This window comes from Bacillus glycinifermentans (assembly GCF_001042475.2).
GTDB classification, from domain to species: Bacteria; Bacillota; Bacilli; order Bacillales; family Bacillaceae; genus Bacillus; species Bacillus glycinifermentans.
On record NZ_LECW02000012.1, the window covers coordinates 194,840 to 212,380 of the forward strand.

The window sequence follows — 17,541 nt, forward strand, 5'->3', positions numbered from 1 at the left end:
CTCCCTCCTAATTACGCAAAGGTTTGCCTTTTACAAGCATATGCTGCATTCTCGCCTGGGACATCGGTTCACCCACAAGACTCAGAAAAGCTTCTCTTTCCAGATCGAGCAAATATTCTTCGGAAACTTCCGCGCCAAATGGGACCCTTCCGCCGGCAATGACGAACGCCAGCTTTTTCGCGATTTTCATATCATGATCCGATATCGCCCCGGACAGCTTCAATGCTTCCGCACCGAGCAGGAGCGCGGCGTAGCCGGTTTCTCCGACGACCCGGACGTTTTCCTTGACCGGAGGACGATAGCCGTTTTCATAGAGCGTCAGGACAAGCGATTTTGCATCATATAAAAGATGATCCTGGTTCATGCTGATTTGATCCTGCACCGTCAATATATTTAATTCCTTTGCTTCTTGAGCGGATGTCGACGTTTTCGCCAGCGCGATCGTTTCGAACGTGTGATTTGCCGCCTGCTGTATGTCAGCCGCTGCTCCTTTAGGAACCCCTTTGAAATGGTTCAAGTAAAGCTCTTTGTTGCCGCCTCCCCCCGGGATCAGGCCGACTCCTGTTTCTACAAGGCCCATATACGTTTCGCTCGATGCCTGTACTCGCGCAGCCGGCAGGCACAGCTCCGTTCCTCCGCCGAGCGTCATGCCGAACGGAGCGGCGACAACCGGCTTGGAGCTGTATTTTACTTTCATCATCGTTTCCTGAAACTTGCGGATGATCATATCAATTTCAACATAATTTTCATCCTGGGCTTCCATAAGCATCATCGCCAGATTGGCCCCGACGCAGAAATTTTTGCCTTGATTGCCGATGATAAGCCCTTTATAATTGGCATCCACTTCATCGAGAGCAGCATTCAGCATTTGGATAATATCAAAGCCGATCGCATTGCTTTTTGAATGGAATTCCAGCAGTGCGACATCATCGCCCAAATCTATTAAACTGGCGCCGCTGTTTTTCTTGATAACGCCCTTTGTCTCCTTGATGGCAGACAGATGGATGTTTTTCCTATTTTCGTGAAACGCCCGATATTCGCCGCTCTTCATATCATAGAAAAACGTTTTTCCATTTTCCCGAAGATAAAATGACTCATGCCCTTTATCGAGCATCTCTTTGACCCAATCCGCGATCTGCCAGCCGCCGGCCTCAAGCTTCTGCACCGAAGCTTTCACACCGATGCTGTCCCACATTTCAAAAGGGCCTTCAGACCAGCCGAACCCCCATTTCATCGCCTGATCGACAGCCGTTATGCTGTCGGCGATTTCGCCTGTCAGGGCTGCCGAATACACAAGGGTGGGCGCCGTTATATTCCACAGCAGGGCCCCGGCCCGGTCATCAGAGTAAACAAGCGCTTTCATTCTTGCCCCGTATCCTTTGATTTGCTTTGCCGCTTCAAGTCCAGACGTTTTTAATTTTTTGCGTTTTCCGTATGTCATCGTCAGCGGATCGAGCTCAAAAATGTCTTTTCCTTCTTTTTTATAAAAGCCTTGTTTTGCTTTGCTGCCGATCCAGCCGTTTTCAAGCATTTTTTCAACGAACTCCGGCAGCCGGAAAACCTCTTGTTCTTCTCCTTCAACCTGTTCGTACACGTTTTTGGCTACGTGTGAAAACGTATCAAGACCGACGACATCCAGCGTTCTGAATGTCGCGCTTTTCGGCCGTCCGATGAGAGGGCCTGTTATGGAGTCCACTTCGCCTACCGAATAGCCGCCTTTCAGCATCTCCTGAACCGTCACAAGAAGTCCGTACGTTCCGATGCGGTTAGCGATAAAATTCGGCGTGTCTTTCGCTTCAACGACCCCTTTGCCAAGCACGTTTTCCCCGAACGTTTTCATAAACGAAAGGACGTCAGGATCGGTTTCTTCTATCGGAATGATCTCAAGCAGCTTTAAATAACGGGCCGGATTGAAAAAGTGGGTGCCCAGAAAGTGCTTTTTGAAATCGTCTGACCTTCCCTCCGCCATTTGCTTGACTGAAATTCCCGAGGTGTTGCTGCTGACGATGCTTCCTTGTTTTCTGTGCTGATCGACTTTGGCAAACACCTGTTTTTTGACGTCCAGGTTTTCAACAACGACTTCGATAATCCAGTCAGCCTCTTTTATCATTTCAAAATCGTCTTCCATGTTTCCCGTACGGATATAGCCGATGTTTTTATTGGAAGTCAGCGGAGCCGGCTTTTGCTTCAGCAGCCTTTCGGCGGCCGTTCTCGCCAGCCGGTTGCGGACGTCCGGGTCTTGAAGGGTGCGGCCTTTTTTCGCTTCTTCTTCGGTTAAATTACGCGGAACCATATCGAGCATTAACACAGGAATGCCAATGTTGGCTAAATGAGCCGCGATTCCCGATCCCATGACCCCTGACCCTAAAACTGCGGCTTTTCGAATATGCTTGACCATGAATGATCCTCCCTCACCTTTTGAATGAATATTCATTCATTTTTGCTCCAAAAAAATAAATTCCCCTGTCTCCTTCCATCTTAAAAGATTTTGGAAATGAGTTCAATAGTCTTGATGGAAAATGTCAGAAATTTTTTATAGTGAGGGTAACTCAGTGCCTTACATGTTTTACCGCTTTTAGGACACGCTTATACAGAGGAGGTGAAGGCATGGTACGCGAAAGAAAGAATCCTTCTTCTGCCGCAGTCAGCGCCGCCAGCATGAAAGGAAGCGCAGGACCCGATTACAAAAAAGAAGACGCGGGCGGCAAACGGACGAGTCAGAACCAGCAGTACAAAAAACATCATATGGATGGTCCGGAAGAACATTAAAATCGATATTTTAAAAGGAGGCTTCAATATGCAGAATCAGCAGGGAACGGCAGCACCGCCGCCCGTAATTTCGACGAAGGATCATTTGTATTTGCAGGACATGCTGAACTGGAACTTGCTTGCGATGAAAAAAGCTCATTTTATGGCGGGGCAGTGTCAGGATCAGTCGCTCAAAGCAGAGCTTGATCGTGTCGGTCAAATGCACCACAGCCACTACAACGCGATCCTGAACCACCTTCGTCAAGGGCAAAACGAGAATCCGTCAGGGTATATGCAATAGGAGGGGCAAACATGAACCAGCAAAACCAGCAGAAAATCGGCAACCAGGAAACACCGGTTCCAAAAACGAGTGCAATGAATGACAGGGATTTTGTCAATGAGTTGTTGACAACCGAAAAATATATCACTTCCGCATACTCCACAGCGTTGAATGAGCTTAGCCATGAGTCGCTTTATAAGGGAATCCAGACCCTTTTCAATGAAGCGCAAAACGCGCAGCGGAGATTATACGAGGTCATGTTTCAAAACGGCTGGTACAAAGTGGAGGCGGAAGACGGGCAAAAGATCCAGCAGACATACCAGCAGTTTCAAGCAGATCTGCAAAGCCAGTCGCCTTATCAGCAAAGCCAATAAGCAGAGATCCCGGGAGATTTCTCTGCTTATTTTTCCCGATTGGCGCGATGCGCTTCATTCATGTTTTTGATGCTTTGGATTACTTCTTTTATCCCCTGCTTTGCATCCGGATATGCTTGATTCCAATGCTTTGCAAGCGGGGGCATGCTTTTTGCGATATGCGTATAAATGATCCACATCTTCACCTGCTCCTGAAGCTCTTCATCCGTCTCTCCTAAAAGCAGCTCCGTATATTTTTCGACCAGTCCGTCAAGCTGCTCCTGAAGCTTCTGCTCCATCATGACACCCTTTCTTTTTGCTTTTTTCTCGGGCATGTACTGCAGGTTACGCCGCTTTTGTCCGTTACATAATACAAGCAGCAGGTTGAGCGGGTCTGTTCCGCGTCTTGCCCCTGATAAAACTTAGCAAGCGGATTTTCACATACGTCTGCTCCAAAAAGGTCCGGCTCTGCTTCATACAATATGTAACAAAAATCCTGTTCCGCCTGTTTTTTCAGCGCCGGATCCGTTATCTCCGTCTGCAATGTTTCATACATCCAAAACAGATAAACCGCAATATTTTCCCAGAGAATCTTTTTTGAAATCGAGCATGCCTGAAAACAGGCGGTTATCAGCTTATCCACATGATGTTTGAAAACGTCTTCCGTCAGTTTTTCAAACTCCTGCCTGCGGTTTTCTTGAACGACTTCCGCTTCCTGTTCAAAATAAAACGACGGCGCCCATCCTTGGCCGCCGTCGTCAATTTCCCATGACATCAAGGAAGGATCAGCCGGCAAACGTTTTCCGCAAGCGGTAAAAAGGTAAAAATGAAGCGCCGTCATCATCCCGCAGCGTCTCATCATTAAAGAAGCGGCGACTTTCTCATTCGGAGCGTTGAGCCCGCCTTTAATCTCCCCCAGATACCGCTTTAAAAAACCGGCATGTAAAAGCTGTGCGCCTTTTACAGACAATAAGGAGCCGGTCCGCTTCGTTCCGAGGCCGAAACGAAGCAAAGACTCAAGCTCCTTTTCTGTTAAATTAAGCATGGGACTCAACCACCCGCTGGACGATGCATCTTCCCCTGCCGTACGGAATGCAGTGCGGCGTTCCGAAAAGCGGGTCTCTCGTCACTTCGCAGTCCATTTCAAATACATCCTGCACAAGCTGGCAGTTGATGATCGATTCAGGCCTGCCTTCCGCGTAGATCTGCTTATTCTTGATGGCCACCAAATGATGAGCATAGCGGCAGGCGAGGTTCAAATCATGGAGCACCATCACAATTGTGCGCTTTTCGGTTTCATTTAATTCAAAAAGCAGGTCAAGAATTTCGATTTGATGGGTCATATCCAGATATGTCGTCGGTTCGTCCAGCAAAATGATGTCCGTCTCCTGGGCGAGCGTCATCGCGATCCAGGCGCGCTGGCGCTGGCCGCCTGACAACGAATCGACCGTGCGCTCTGCGAGCTCTTCCATTCTTGTCGCTTTTAAGGCTTTATTAACGGCTTCTTCATCTTCTGCCGACCATTGCTTCAGCCAGTTTTGGTAAGGATATCTTCCCTGTTTGACGAGCTGGAGAACCGTCAAGCCTTCCGGAGCGGCGGGTCCTTGAGGAAGAATGGCCAGCTCTTTCGCGACCTCTTTTGTCGGAAGCTTGGCGATCGATTTTCCCTCCAGCAGCACGGAACCGCCTTTTGGCTTCATCAAACGCGCGAGAGACCGAAGGAGAGTTGATTTACCGCAGCCGTTGCTGCCGATAAATACAGTGATTTCACCTTTTGGGATCGTTAAGTTTAACTCATCAATAATGATCGTTTCTCCATAACCTAAGCTTAACGTTTCTGTCGAAATGGCACTCATAAATGAAATCTCTCCTTTTATTGGTTTCTGCTTTTATACAGCAAGTAGATAAAGTAAGGGGCGCCGATCGCGGCTGTGAATACGCCGGCTGGGACTTCAACGGGAGAAAACAGCGTTCTGCCGATGATATCAGCCGTCAGCACGAGCAATCCGCCGATCAGCGATGCGACCGGCAGGAGGGCGCCGAATGAAGAGCCGACAAGCCGTCTTGCGATATGAGGCGCCATCAGGCCGACAAATCCGACGGTTCCGGCAAAAGCGACAGCAATTCCGGCAAGAGCGGTGCTGAGTAGAAGGAGCAGGAAGCGGTTCCGCTGAACGGAGCTCCCCGCACCCGTCGCCAATTCTTCCCCGAGCGTCTGAATGTTGACGCTTCTGGAAGCTGCGGCGCACACCAGCAAAAGAATGAACGCCGTCGGGATTAAAATGTACACATCCTGCCAGTTCGATCCATATACTGATCCGGTAATCCAAACATTTGCCTGCGATATTCTGTATATCGGACCTTTCATCATAAACAGCGTCGTCAAAGACTGGGCCAGCATCGAAAAACCGATGCCGATCAATATAAGCCGAAAAGTCGAGGCGCCGTTTTTATAAGACAGAAAATAAACGAGCATTCCCGCCAAAGCCGCCCCGATAAACGCGGCGACAGGAAGCCAGCCGATGCTGACGGTCAGCGCGCCAGTGCCGTCGGAAAACAGCATGAGAAACAAGACAACGGCAACAGCTGCTCCGCCGGTCACGCCGATAACGTCGGGCGACGCGAGCGGGTTGCGGATCAGCCCTTGAAGGACGGCACCGGATGCAGCCAGACAGATTCCCGCAAACAAGGCGACCAAAATCCTCGGCATCCTGAATGACATAATAATCAGCTCATCCGCAGGATCACCGATGCCAAAAAACGTCCGCATGACGGTGCCCGGTGATATAAACCGTTCGCCGACACCTGCGCTGACTACGACGGCAAACACGGTAACCAGCAATAAGACGATGAGTGAAAACAGCGCTTTTTGGCCGATCAAAAAGGAAACGCCGCCTTTTCCGATCCGAAGTGTACGATAATTTTTCAATGTTGGAACCCCCTTCTCGCTATGTACACAAAAATGGGGATTCCAATGATTGAAGTCATGACACCGACCGGCACCTCTTCAGGCATGATCAGATACCTCGCGCCGATATCGGCGGCGACGAGCAAAATCGCACCCAGCACGGCGCAATAAGGAAGCACCCAGCGATGGTCCTGGCCGACGATGTATTTCGCAAAATGCGGAATCACAATGCCGATAAAGCCGATCGGTCCGGCAACCGCCACCGATCCGCCGGCAAGCAGAATGACGGACAGCGCCATCAGCGCTTTGACCAGCCACGTCTTTTGCCCGAGGCTTTTGGCCACGTCCTCTCCCATCGTCAAAATATTAATCTTGGAACCCAGCAAAAAACTGATCATGAACGCCGGCACGATATACGGCAGGACAGAGGTCAGCAGACTGAGGCTGCGTCCTTGCACAGATCCCGCGAGCCAAAAGATCGCCTGTTCTAAAGCCGCTTCATTGACGGACAGCATTCCCTGCGTCAATGAAGAAAACAATGCCGTCATTGCCGCTCCGGCAAGGGTCAGCTTCACAGGAGTCAATCCTTCCCTTCCGAGTGAGCCGATAAAATAGACGGCTGAAGCAGCAAAAGCGGCGCCAAAAAACGAAATCCACGCTATCGCCTGAAGCGAACCGACATGAAAGAAAAACAGAGCGCCGACCACGAAAAAGCCGGCTCCGCCGTTTATGCCGAATATCCCGGGAGATGCAAGGGGATTTTTCGTCATCGCCTGCATCAAAGCCCCGGCAACGCCGAGAGAAGCGCCTACAACTGCGGCGATCAGGGCGCGCGGCAAACGCACGTTTTGTATAACAAGGTGCTCGTTTGAACCGTTAAAATCGGTGAACGCTTTGTAGGCCGTCGTCCAGGACGTATTGGTATAGCCGTAGACGATGCTTAAGCAAACGGCGGCAATTAAAATCAAAATGAAAGCTAGTAGTGCGATCGTTCTATATCTATTTGTCGTAAAGAGCATATTTCAATTCTCCTACTTTAACTCCACATCTACTCATTATTGTATCAGATTACACTGATCTTGAAAATCATTTTCAATTAACAATTGACAAAATTCTTGGACAAAATTAAGATCAGAATGAAAATGATTTTCACTCTAAGGAGGACGCACATGAAAAAGTGGTTAATGATTGGATTCATCTCTATGTTAACGCTTTCAACCCTTGCTGCATGCAGCGGCGGCAATCAAAACGGCTCGTCAGGCGGTAAAAGCAAGGATACGATAACCGTAAAACACGCGATGGGCACTGAGACTAAAGTTCCGGCTAATCCCAAAAGGGTCGTCGTACTGACAAACGAAGGAACGGAAGCGCTGCTGGAACTCGGGATTAAGCCGGTCGGCGCGGTCAAATCGTGGACGGGCGATCCATGGTACAGCCATATCAAAGATGAGATGAAAGGCGTTAAAGAAGTCGGACTCGAAGGCGAGCCGAATATCGAAGCGATCGCCGAACTGAAGCCTGATTTAATCATCGGGAATAAAATGAGGCAGGAAAAAATATATGACAAGCTGAGCCAAATCGCACCTACGGTTTTCTCCGAAACGCTCCGCGGCGAATGGAAAGACAACTTCTCGCTCTATGCGAAAGCGGTCAACAAAGAGGCTAAAGGAAAAGAAGTGTTACAGGACTTTGATAAACGCGTCAGCGACTTAAGCGAAAAGCTCGGCGACAAGAAAAAGAAACGGGTTTCCGTCATCAGATTTATGGCCGGCCAATCGAGGATTTATTATGAAGACTCATTCCCGGGAATCATTTTGAAACAGCTTGGCTTCGATTTCCCGGACAAGCAGAAAAAGCTGTTTGAAAAGCAAAAAGACAAATTTGCTTTTATGACGGAAAGCAAAGAATCGATTCCGGAAATGGACGGGGATGTCCTGTTTTACTTCACATATCAGCCGGCTGAAAGCAAAAAAGATGCGCTCACATGGCAACACGATTGGACAAGCGATCCGCTTTGGAAAAAGCTGAATGCCGTTAAATCCGGAAATGCGCACGAAGTCGATGACGCCATCTGGACGACGGCCGGCGGCGTAAAAGCGGCAAACCTGTTTCTCAATGACATCGAAACATATTTTCTCAAATCATAAAGACACTCACTGCCAAACTGCGAATGCAAACTAAAAAGGAGCATCCCTCATAAGAGAGGGTGCTCCTTTACGATTTACCGATATATACTTTTGACGTTCCATCTGGCCATGTCACCCTCAGCTGAAACCGGTCGTATCCTTTATCTAGATTAAATGCCTCAAGTACATTGCAAATGACTGCCGATTCTTTTTCAGATTTGGACACCGGGAGTTCGCTTAACACCATTTTCATTTCATTTAACGCTTCTTCCCCTTCACGGTCCGCATCATTCAATTTGTCTTTGATTTCAGCTTCTTCATGCTCCTTTTTCTGGTATCTTGCTTCAAATGTATTGTGTTTTCCGTCCCCATAGTTTACCTTCAGCGCAAACAAATCGAACGGTACGCTTTTTACATCTGAAACGGGCGCATCCTCTATAGCCGCCTTCCGGCCTTCCGGATATGTCCCGGGCGCCGCCTGGCAGCCGTTTAGCAAAACGATGAGCACAGCAATCGAGGCCATCCGACATACGTTCATACAGTTTCATCTCCTATATGCACATTATTCTTAGGTATATCCACGTTTGCTGTAACTCATTCAATAAGAGGATGACTCTTTTTACGTCAGCGCCAAAAATTGTTCTGCATCCCGGACGGCAAGGGCGATGGCTTCTTCCCAGAAATTGCGCTTTGTCAAATCGGCGCCGAGATGTTTCATTGCCAGATCTTCAACCGTCATGGAAGCCGTATCCTTTAAAAGCGCGATATATTTTTCTTCAAACGCCTGCCCTTCTTTCAGCGCTCTTGAATAGATGCCGAGCGAGAACAGATAGCCGAACGTATACGGAAAATTATAAAACGGGATCGACGTAATATAAAAATGCAGCTTTGAAGCCCAAAAATACGGATGGTACTCGCCAAGCGCCCCGCAGAATGCTTCCCTTTGGGCCTCTTCCATGAGCTCGTTCAGCCTGCCGGCGGAAACGACGCCGTTTTTGCGCTCTTCATAAAATCGGGTTTCAAATAAAAACCTTGCGTGTATATTCATGAAAAAGGCGACGCTGCGCTGAATTTTATCCTCAAGGAGGACGAGCTTTTCTTCATCTGAATCAGCCTGTTGCAAAGCGGCATCGGCTGTGATCATCTCCGCAAAGGTTGAAGCGGTTTCCGCCACATTCATCGCATACGCCCTGTTCATCGGCCTTACGTCCATTATGACTTCCTGATGAAAAGCATGGCCAAGCTCATGGGCGAGGGTTGACACGTTAGAGGCGCTTCCGGAATAAGTCATAAAAATTCTCGATTGGCGGCTGTCCGGAAAGTTGGCGCAAAAGCCGCCAGGCCGTTTGCCGCCTCTGTTTTCCGCCTCAATCCATCTGTCTTTGAACGCTTTTTCTGCAAATGAAGAAAGCTTTTTGCCAAACGTTTCAAACTGCTCGGTAATGAAATTGGCCGCCTCGTCATATGAATATTCCTTTGCAGCCGAACCTGGCGGTGCATCGACATCAAACCAGTCCAGCTTCTCCAAACCGAGAAGGGAAGCCTTACGCTTGAGATAATCGACAAACGGCTGTTTATGGTCGATAATGACCTGCCACATCGCATCAAGGGTTTCCCGTTTCATCCGGTTGATTTCAAGCGGCTCCTTCAGCACATCTTCCCAGCCTCTCGCCTCGTAAACGTTCAGCCTGAAACCCGCCAGATGATTGAGCGTGCTGCTGAAAAGGTCTGCGTGCTGCTCCCATGCATGGTCAAGATTTTTGGATACGGATTTGCGGATCTTCCTGTCCGGCTTGGATGTCAGGTTGTTCGCCTGTCCGACCGAGAGGATTTTCGTTTCTCCGTCTTCTTCATAAGGAATCTGGATTTGACCGATGATGCTGTTGTATAAATCTCCCCACGCATGATACCCGTCGACGGCAAGGCCTTCGATCAGCGATTCCTGATTTGCTCCGAGCTTTTCTTTCACCCTCGATCTTCTCTCATTTAATATAAAAGCGATGTCTGAACATTCATTGAGAACCTTTTCCCAAAGGGCTTCATTTATATCGGCAAGCTTGTTGTCGAAAATGACCAGAACCTTTTGGAAATCCGCATTCAGCCGGGTTACTTCAAAATTGAGGGCGTTCGCTTTTAAATCTGTCATGTTCTGTGCTTGCAGACAGCCGACATATGCGTCTGACTGCCTGATTTTCACATCGATTGTCTCAAAAAGTTCGATCGCGTCTTTTAGTCCGCCGGACTCCGCTTTCGCTCCGTCAAGGGCATCGGCTTTCTCCTTAAAAGAAGAAATCAAGGTTTTAATCTCCTTTAAATATGCTTGAAAAGCCGGGGAATCGCTTCCCCCTTTAAAAAAGACGTCGAGATCCCACGTATCCTTCAGATGCTGTAAAGCCATGACCAGTCCCCCTTTTTTCGTAATGATTCCATTATAAGATAAATTTACCTGTCCGGGTTAAAAAAAAAAGACGGCTCCAGCTTCTAAAGCTGCCGCAGCCGTTTTACCGCATAGCTTGTTGTGATAAGCCCAAATAAGCCGAGCAGAAACAGGAACAACCCGCCGCTTAGCTGCTGTTCATTCCGTGCGCCTGCGATGCCGCTGGTTTGGTCATCGCCTTCAGGTTTTTCAGCGATTTGCAGGGAACGAATCAGTCTGCCGTCTTCACCTTCAATCTTTAGGGCCCCGTCGCTTCCCAGCTTTTCCTTCAGCGCTTCCCCCTTCTTTTTCGTAACAAATAATGGCTCCGTCAGCTTATGCCGTACGCCGTCTTGATCTGTGAACTGTCTGCCCTTTTCGTATGTAACGGTTTCAAAGCCGTTGAATCCTTTATCCAGCAGCGTTTTTGTGTCATCGTACATCGTCTTTTGATCATCGGCCTTCATCACAACGGCGATCAAGTGAAGCTGACCGCGCGCGGCCGTCGTCACAAGCGTATGCTTTGATTCATTCACAAATCCGTTTTTCCCCCCTGTAATCCCTTTGTACGGAATTTCTCCGATGAGCATCCGGTGATGGTTTTTCAGCGTTGTATCCCACGTCTTGCCGTGCCAGGCTGTCTCCTTTTCTGAAAAAAGCACCCGAAACGTCTCGTTTTTCATGGCATATGCCGTGATTTTCGCCATGTCTGCGGCTGTCGTGTAATGATTTTTGTCAAACAGCCCGTGAGGATTGGTGAAATGTGTATCGACCGCGCCGGCCCGGTCAGCGACAAACGCGTTCAAATCGCCGGCAAACCGTTCAACGCTTCCGCTCATATGTTCAGCGATCGCCGTTCCGGCATCGTTTCCGGAATTCATCAGCAGCCCCTGAAGCAGCTTCCTGAGCGGAACGATTTCCCCTTTCTCCAAATAAACGCTTGTCCCTTCCGTTTCAGCAGCTTTTTTGCTGATTTTAACATCGTCCTTCAAATTTCCTTTCTCAATGGCATAAATCGCCGTGGCGATTTTTGTGATGCTGGCCGGATACATTTTTTTGCTGCTGTTTTTTTCATAAATGGCCTGTCCCGACTTCTCATCGATCAAAATAGCGGAAACGCTTTTCATGTGCTTTTCGGCGGCTTTTGCCGAACCATGAAAAAACAGCGCCGGGCATAGTACAATAAGAAGCAGGAAGGTTAATTTGCCGTCCATCGTCTCACCTTGCTTTACTTTTTTGAAAAATAGGTCTTTAAAATTTTAGCAACGATTTATTTCCCCCTGCAAGGGTTATTAGTCAATAAGCATTCGAACGGAGGAAATTCATTGAAAAATAAAACTGCAATTGTAACAGGGGCAAGCAGCGGAATCGGACTGCTGACCGCTTTGAAGCTCGCCGGCACGCATTTTGTCATTGCGGCGGTGAGACATCCCGAAAAAGCCGAAGCATTAAAACAACAGATTGCGGCCTGCAATGCCGAAACTTCAATCGCGGTGATGGAGCTGGATGTAACAAAAGAAGAATCGGTCGCATCATTCTCAGACAAGCTGAAGGAGTACGGAGCGGTTGATCTTCTCGTTAACAATGCGGGAACGGCTTTCGGTGGATTTACCGAAGATTTGTCATTGTCCGATTACCGCAACCAATATGAAACAAATGTGTTCGGCCTCATCGCAGTGACCAAAGCCGTCCTCCCTCATATGAAAAAAAACGCCGGGGCAAAAATCATCAATGTCAGCAGCATAAGCGGACAGATCGCTTTTCCGGCTTTCTCGCCTTACGCTTCTTCAAAACACGCGGTTGAAGGATTTTCCGAAAGCCTTCGCCTTGAGCTCAGACCTTTCGGCATTGACGTTGCCGTCGTTGAGCCAGGCTCATACAGGACGGGAATTTGGGATACCTCCTTTACGGAGCACGTCGCTTTTCCTAAGCCTGATTCGGAATACGGCCCATACTTTGAACGAATCTCAGCCTACATCGCCGACAGCCGGAGCAATTACGGAAACCCGGAAGAAGTGGCAGAGCTGATCGGCAGGCTCGCGTTGAAAAAACGGCTGAAAAAACTCCGTTATCCGATCGGCAAAGGCGTCCGCCTGCTGATCTTTTTGCATTCATTCCTTCCGTGGCGTTTTTGGGAGCGGGCCGTCAGCAAAAAGCTCGATCAAAAACGTTATTTAAAATAATTATAATTTAGTATTGATTTTAATTTTATATTTGTTATAATATAATTAACAAATGAAAAACACGAGGAGGAAATCACATGATCTCTCAACAATTAAAACAGCAAAATCCGGTACTTGAAAACTCAATTAACACGAATTTGTCAAACTGGTTCATCCTCTATACGAAGCTTCACCGCTTTCACTGGTATGTAAAAGGACCGCAGTTCTTCACACTTCACGAAAAATTCGAAGAGCTTTACAACCATGCTGCAGAAACGGCCGATGTTGTCGCTGAACGATTATTAGCTATCGGCGGACAGCCGCTCGCATCGATGAAAGAATACCTTGATCACGGCACCATCTCAGAGGCAAGCACTGAAAAAACGGCGTCTGACATGGTTTCCGCGCTTGTCAGCGATTACCGCCAAATCCGCAAGGAAATCGAACATATTATCGAGCTTGCGGAAGAAAAATCAGACAATGCCACCGCTGACCTTTATATCGGCTTGACTGAGGAAATTGATAAACAAATTTGGATGCTTTCTTCATTTTTGGGTGAGTAACAAAAAAGCCATGGCACACAGCTGCCATGGCTTTCAATGTTATGATTTGCTTTCCGTAAGCTTTGCTTTCAGCGTTTTTTCTTTTCCTTTTCTCAGAACCTCAAACGAGACTGTATCTCCCGCTTTCGCTTCGGTGTATAAAATCTTCCTCAAATCAGAAGTCGTTTCAATGCTTTTGCCGTTCATTTTCACGATAACGTCACCGGCTTTCATTCCTGCGTCAGCAGCCGGCGATCCAGGCGAGACTTTGTCGACGTAAACGCCTTTATTCAGCTGGTCGCCAAAGAGACCGAGCGTATTTTGCTGATATTGCTCAGGAACCTGCTGCATATCGATCATTTGAACGCCTAAAAACGGCCGTACGACTTTTCCTTTGTCCAGCAGCTGATCGACGATCGGCTCAACGTCATTGCTCGGAATGGCAAAACCAAGCGATTCAACGCCGGTTTGGCTGATCTTTAAGCTGTTGATGCCGATGACCTGTCCGCCGCTGTTGATCAAAGGTCCGCCGCTGTTCCCCGGATTAATCGCGGCATCTGTCTGAAGAACGTTCATATCCCACTTCCCTTCAGACGTCGACACTTCGATCGTCCGGTTGACGCCGCTGATGATTCCTTCTGTAACCGTTCGCGAAAATTGCAGGCCGAGAGGATTCCCGATCGCGATTACTTTTTCGCCGGCGCGCAGTTTTGAGGAATCTCCGAAACTTGCAACCTTATCAATGCCTTTGCTGCTAATCTCCAAAACAGCCAAATCTGTTAAGGCATCGCTGCCGATGATTTTCGCATCCGTCGTTTTCCCGTTGTATAAAGAGATGGTCACCTTTGTGGCCCCTTCAACAACATGGTTGTTCGTGATGATGTAAGCTTTTTTCCCGTCTTTTTTAAAGATGACGCCTGATCCTGTTCCGCTTTCTTCCACGTCATCCTCAGAAAAACCGAAGCTCGTTTGAATATTGGAAACCCCGACGATCGTCGACTCCAAATCCTCAACCATATCCGGAACATTATCGGCATCTGTCACGGGCTTTGTCGAAAAATTTTGCGATTGTTTCGGTTCCGTCTGGCTTTCTTTAACGGCATCGTTATGTTTATCGACCGGCAGATACGGCGAAATGCCGAGGACGAGGCCGCCCCCGATGATGCCTCCCAAAATCGGGCTCAGCCATGAAGCCTTGCGCCGCTTTTCTTTTGCCGTTCTTGTTTCCTTTGCATTTTCCAAAGCTGCCGCTGTTTCTTTATACATATTATCTGACTGTTCATCTGTATCCTGTTTCATAATCAGCTCGGGCTTCTTTATCGGCTGCTCCGGCTCTTGCTCTTCGGAACTTGCCGTTTGCGGTATTTTCGCCTCTTCCTGCAATGGCTGTTCATTTTCTCTTTTGCGTTCGTCATCGCGTCTAACATCCATAAGCGTACACTTCCTTTGTTTTTCTTATCTTCAACTATCCGAAAATGGCAGAAAGCTTTAACACGCGCAAAAAAAGAGACACCCGGCCTTATATTTTCACAATTACAATTTTCCTTTCTTCCCTTATCAGCATCCTAGCCAAACATTGTGGGATAAAAATGAAAAGAATATGTGAAATTATGAAAATCGACCAGACTTATGTTAAAACTAGTATAATGACGTAGAAAGGATGTGAACCCCTTGTCATACACCATTTATCTAGTTGAAGATGAAGAGAATTTAAATGAACTGCTGACGAAATATTTAGAGAGTGAAGGCTGGCATGTCACGTCTTTTCTAAACGGCGAAAGCGCCAGACAGCACATCGGCCAGTCACCTCATTTATGGATTCTCGATATTATGTTACCAGATATCGACGGCTATGCGCTAATAAAAGAAATAAAAAATGAAGATCCCGACGTCCCGGTCATCTTCATTTCAGCCCGGGATGCGGATATCGACAGAGTGCTGGGTCTCGAACTCGGCAGCAGCGATTATATATCAAAGCCTTTTCTTCCGCGGGAGCTGATCATCCGCGTTCAAAAGCTGCTCAAGCTGATCTATAAGAAAGACGCGCCGGATCATAAAAAAGGGTTGTCCGTTGCCAAGTACCGGGTGTTCGAAAGCTTGAGGGAAGTGTATGAAGATGATAAGAAGATCAGTCTGACGTCAAAGGAATTCGATCTGCTGCTCCTTTTCATGAACAATCAGGGCCGCGCCTTCTCAAGGGAAGATATTCTGACCCATGTCTGGGGAGAGGATTACTTCGGAACAGACCGCGTCGTTGACGATCTGGTCAGAAGGCTGCGCAAAAAAATGCCCGACCTTAAAGTAGAAACCATTTACGGATTTGGATACAGGATGTTGAAAGCATGAAAAATAAATCGCTCGCCTTTCAAATCTGGACGGTCATCTGCGGAATTCTATTAACCGTTTCGATTTTGCTGATGTTTCTCTTTTCTAACACATTACGCAATTTTTTTACAAATGAGATCTACACAAACATTGAAAACGAACAACACGTCCTGACACAATACGGATTTTCCGACTCGCCTGACAGAGGCTTTGGGGGAAACTCGCGAAGCGCAAACCGCTATGTTCAGCACGTCCTGTTGCCAGAAAAGGGGACCGTCTATCAAAATCCGCAAATTCTGCCGGACTCCTTTATCTCAAAGGTGCAGAAGCTGGCGAAAAAACAGGACTCAGCATCCAAAAGGTATTCGGAGACCGTCAACGGCCAGCACATCTTCTTTGTCCTGAAAAAAATCAGCACCCAGGACGAGACGTTTCTTTTATTGTCCTATGCGCTTGATTCCTATCGGGACGACTTATCATACACGCTGTTCAAACAGCTTTTTTTCATTCTTGCCGTCGTCATTCTGCTGAGCTGGATTCCGTCCATATGGCTGGCAAAATATTTGTCAAGGCCGCTGGTCACACTCGAAAAACACGTCAAGCGGATTTCCAAACAGGACTGGGATGATCCGGTCATCGTCGACAGGGAAGACGAAATCGGAAAGCTCGGCCATACCATTGAGGACATGCGTCAGAAACTGATTCAAAAAGATGAAACAGAGCGCACGCTTCTGCAAAACATTTCACATGACTTGAAAACGCCCGTCATGGTCATCCGCGGCTATACACAGTCGATCAAAGACGGCATTTACCCCAAAGGAGACCTTGAAAACACGATTCAAGTCATCGAAGGCGAAGCCGAAAAGCTTGAAAAGAAGATTAAAGATCTGCTTTACCTGACAAAGCTGGATTATTTATTAAAACAGGAAAGACATTATGGAACGTTTAATATTCAAGAGGTCATTGAAGAAGTGGTCGAACGTTTAAGATGGTCTAAAAAAGAGCTTGACTGGAAGATTGATCTTGAAGAGGAAACAGTAATGACGGGTGATCAGGAACAATGGAGCAAGCTGTTGGAAAACGTCCTTGAAAACCAAATCCGCTATGCGGAAACGCTCATCGAAATCACCGTCAAATCGACGAAAAAACAGATCATGATCACGATTAGAAATGATGGACCACACATCGAAGAAGAGATGCTTTCGAGCCTGTACGAGCCTTTTAATAAAGGGAAGAAAGGCGAATTCGGCATCGGACTCAGCATCGTTAAACGAATTTTGACGCTCCATCATGCTGATATGACCATTCGGAATGATCAAACCGGCGTATGTTACTCAATATCCGTTCCAAGAAATTAGACTGTAGTTTCAGCTGCAGTCTTTTTTCTAAATAAACGAATAGCCGTTAAAATCTCGGTAATTCGGTTTGACCGTTTTCTTCGGCTGCTTTAACCATTTCTTTTCCGTCAGTATGTGTTTAGGGTATTTGACCTTGTCCACTTTAATGCCCCGGCTGCGCAGTCGGCTGATCATTTCATCGATTTCTTTCAACAAACTTCACCCTTTCTTAGCATATTTTTGACCACTCGGTCACCTTACTTTATAATATAAATAATATCAAACAAAAAAACAAGTTACAATCTAGTTAAAAATATAACGGGACAAAAGAATTGACCCGCCAG

Annotated in this window: 19 protein-coding genes; 8 read left to right on the top strand and 11 right to left on the bottom strand. The window is 47.5% G+C overall.

All coding sequences use genetic code 11. From position 1 onward, the window contains the following. Window positions 1–7 precede the first annotated feature (7 nt). Window positions 8–2,398, bottom strand: a complete 2,391-nt coding sequence (locus AB447_RS09075) for a 3-hydroxyacyl-CoA dehydrogenase/enoyl-CoA hydratase family protein (protein ID WP_048353224.1) — start codon at window positions 2,396–2,398, stop codon at window positions 8–10. Between the two features lie 209 nt (window positions 2,399–2,607). Here AB447_RS09075 and AB447_RS25135 point away from each other — a divergent pair, with 209 nt between their 5' ends. Genes AB447_RS25135 through AB447_RS09085 form a run of 3 tightly spaced genes read left to right on the top strand, consistent with a single transcriptional unit; the run spans window position 2,608 to window position 3,402 of the window. Then, window positions 2,608–2,769: a YuzL family protein gene (locus AB447_RS25135; protein ID WP_082142508.1), complete on the top strand. Its 162-nt coding sequence runs from the start codon at window positions 2,608–2,610 to the stop codon at window positions 2,767–2,769. A gap of 28 nt (window positions 2,770–2,797) precedes the next feature. After that, window positions 2,798–3,049, top strand: a complete 252-nt coding sequence (locus tag AB447_RS09080; protein WP_048353225.1) for a hypothetical protein — start codon at window positions 2,798–2,800, stop codon at window positions 3,047–3,049. 11 nt (window positions 3,050–3,060) lie between these two features. Then, on the top strand, window positions 3,061–3,402 hold the full coding sequence (locus tag AB447_RS09085) for a spore coat protein (RefSeq protein ID WP_048353226.1): 342 nt from the start codon (window positions 3,061–3,063) through the stop codon (window positions 3,400–3,402). Between the two features lie 26 nt (window positions 3,403–3,428). On the opposite strand, the gene AB447_RS09090 is transcribed toward AB447_RS09085, so the two are convergent. Genes AB447_RS09090 through AB447_RS09110 form a run of 5 tightly spaced genes read right to left on the bottom strand, consistent with a single transcriptional unit; the run spans window position 3,429 to window position 7,308 of the window. Next, window positions 3,429–3,680: a YusU family protein gene (locus tag AB447_RS09090; protein WP_048353227.1), complete on the bottom strand. Its 252-nt coding sequence runs from the start codon at window positions 3,678–3,680 to the stop codon at window positions 3,429–3,431. Beyond that, window positions 3,680–4,426 carry an IucA/IucC family C-terminal-domain containing protein gene (locus tag AB447_RS09095; protein ID WP_048353228.1) on the bottom strand — a complete coding sequence of 249 codons (747 nt, stop codon included), beginning with the start codon at window positions 4,424–4,426 and terminating at the stop codon, window positions 3,680–3,682. The genes AB447_RS09090 and AB447_RS09095 overlap by 1 nt, the downstream gene beginning before the upstream one ends. Beyond that, window positions 4,419–5,237: an ABC transporter ATP-binding protein gene (locus tag AB447_RS09100; RefSeq protein WP_048353229.1), complete on the bottom strand. Its 819-nt coding sequence runs from the start codon at window positions 5,235–5,237 to the stop codon at window positions 4,419–4,421. Before AB447_RS09100 ends, AB447_RS09095 begins: the two co-directional genes overlap by 8 nt. Window positions 5,238–5,254: 17 nt before the next feature. After that, on the bottom strand, window positions 5,255–6,310 hold the full coding sequence (locus tag AB447_RS09105) for a FecCD family ABC transporter permease (protein ID WP_048353230.1): 1,056 nt from the start codon (window positions 6,308–6,310) through the stop codon (window positions 5,255–5,257). After that, the gene (locus AB447_RS09110; RefSeq protein WP_048353231.1) at window positions 6,307–7,308 is read right to left on the bottom strand and encodes a FecCD family ABC transporter permease; all 1,002 of its coding nucleotides are present in this window, start codon (window positions 7,306–7,308) and stop codon (window positions 6,307–6,309) included. The genes AB447_RS09105 and AB447_RS09110 overlap by 4 nt, the downstream gene beginning before the upstream one ends. 150 nt (window positions 7,309–7,458) lie before the next feature. On the opposite strand from AB447_RS09110, the gene AB447_RS09115 reads away from it, so the two are divergent. After that, complete coding sequence (locus tag AB447_RS09115) at window positions 7,459–8,436, top strand: ABC transporter substrate-binding protein (RefSeq protein ID WP_057957528.1); 978 nt, start codon at window positions 7,459–7,461, stop codon at window positions 8,434–8,436. Window positions 8,437–8,503: 67 nt separating this feature from the next. Here the strand turns inward: AB447_RS09115 and AB447_RS09120 are convergent, their stop codons facing one another. The 3 genes from AB447_RS09120 to AB447_RS09130 all read right to left on the bottom strand — a co-directional run bounded on the left by AB447_RS09120 (window position 8,504) and on the right by AB447_RS09130 (window position 12,045). Then, the gene (locus AB447_RS09120; protein WP_048353232.1) at window positions 8,504–8,953 is read right to left on the bottom strand and encodes a YusW family protein; all 450 of its coding nucleotides are present in this window, start codon (window positions 8,951–8,953) and stop codon (window positions 8,504–8,506) included. 81 nt (window positions 8,954–9,034) lie between these two features. After that, complete coding sequence (locus tag AB447_RS09125) at window positions 9,035–10,813, bottom strand: M3 family oligoendopeptidase (RefSeq protein ID WP_048353233.1); 1,779 nt, start codon at window positions 10,811–10,813, stop codon at window positions 9,035–9,037. 83 nt (window positions 10,814–10,896) lie between these two features. Continuing rightward, window positions 10,897–12,045 carry a D-alanyl-D-alanine carboxypeptidase family protein gene (locus AB447_RS09130; RefSeq protein WP_048353234.1) on the bottom strand — a complete coding sequence of 383 codons (1,149 nt, stop codon included), beginning with the start codon at window positions 12,043–12,045 and terminating at the stop codon, window positions 10,897–10,899. Window positions 12,046–12,156: 111 nt separating this feature from the next. Here AB447_RS09130 and AB447_RS09135 point away from each other — a divergent pair, with 111 nt between their 5' ends. Next, window positions 12,157–13,014: an SDR family oxidoreductase gene (locus tag AB447_RS09135; RefSeq protein ID WP_048353235.1), complete on the top strand. Its 858-nt coding sequence runs from the start codon at window positions 12,157–12,159 to the stop codon at window positions 13,012–13,014. A 77-nt stretch (window positions 13,015–13,091) separates the two neighbouring features. Next, window positions 13,092–13,556 (top strand): Dps family protein, encoded by a 465-nt coding sequence (locus AB447_RS09140; protein ID WP_048353236.1) that lies wholly within the window; start codon window positions 13,092–13,094, stop codon window positions 13,554–13,556. A gap of 39 nt (window positions 13,557–13,595) precedes the next feature. Here AB447_RS09140 and AB447_RS09145 read toward each other — a convergent pair whose 3' ends face one another. Next, complete coding sequence (locus tag AB447_RS09145) at window positions 13,596–14,966, bottom strand: S1C family serine protease (protein WP_048353237.1); 1,371 nt, start codon at window positions 14,964–14,966, stop codon at window positions 13,596–13,598. A 240-nt stretch (window positions 14,967–15,206) separates the two neighbouring features. Here AB447_RS09145 and AB447_RS09150 point away from each other — a divergent pair, with 240 nt between their 5' ends. Next, window positions 15,207–15,881, top strand: a complete 675-nt coding sequence (locus AB447_RS09150; protein WP_048353238.1) for a response regulator transcription factor — start codon at window positions 15,207–15,209, stop codon at window positions 15,879–15,881. Further along, entirely contained in the window at window positions 15,878–17,218 is a 1,341-nt protein-coding gene (gene cssS / locus AB447_RS09155; RefSeq protein WP_048353239.1) for a two-component system sensor histidine kinase CssS, read from the top strand. Before AB447_RS09150 ends, cssS begins: the two co-directional genes overlap by 4 nt. Window positions 17,219–17,245: 27 nt before the next feature. Here cssS and spxO read toward each other — a convergent pair whose 3' ends face one another. After that, the gene (spxO, locus tag AB447_RS26225; protein WP_172796333.1) at window positions 17,246–17,410 is read right to left on the bottom strand and encodes an anti-adapter protein SpxO; all 165 of its coding nucleotides are present in this window, start codon (window positions 17,408–17,410) and stop codon (window positions 17,246–17,248) included. Window positions 17,411–17,541 lie beyond the last annotated feature (131 nt).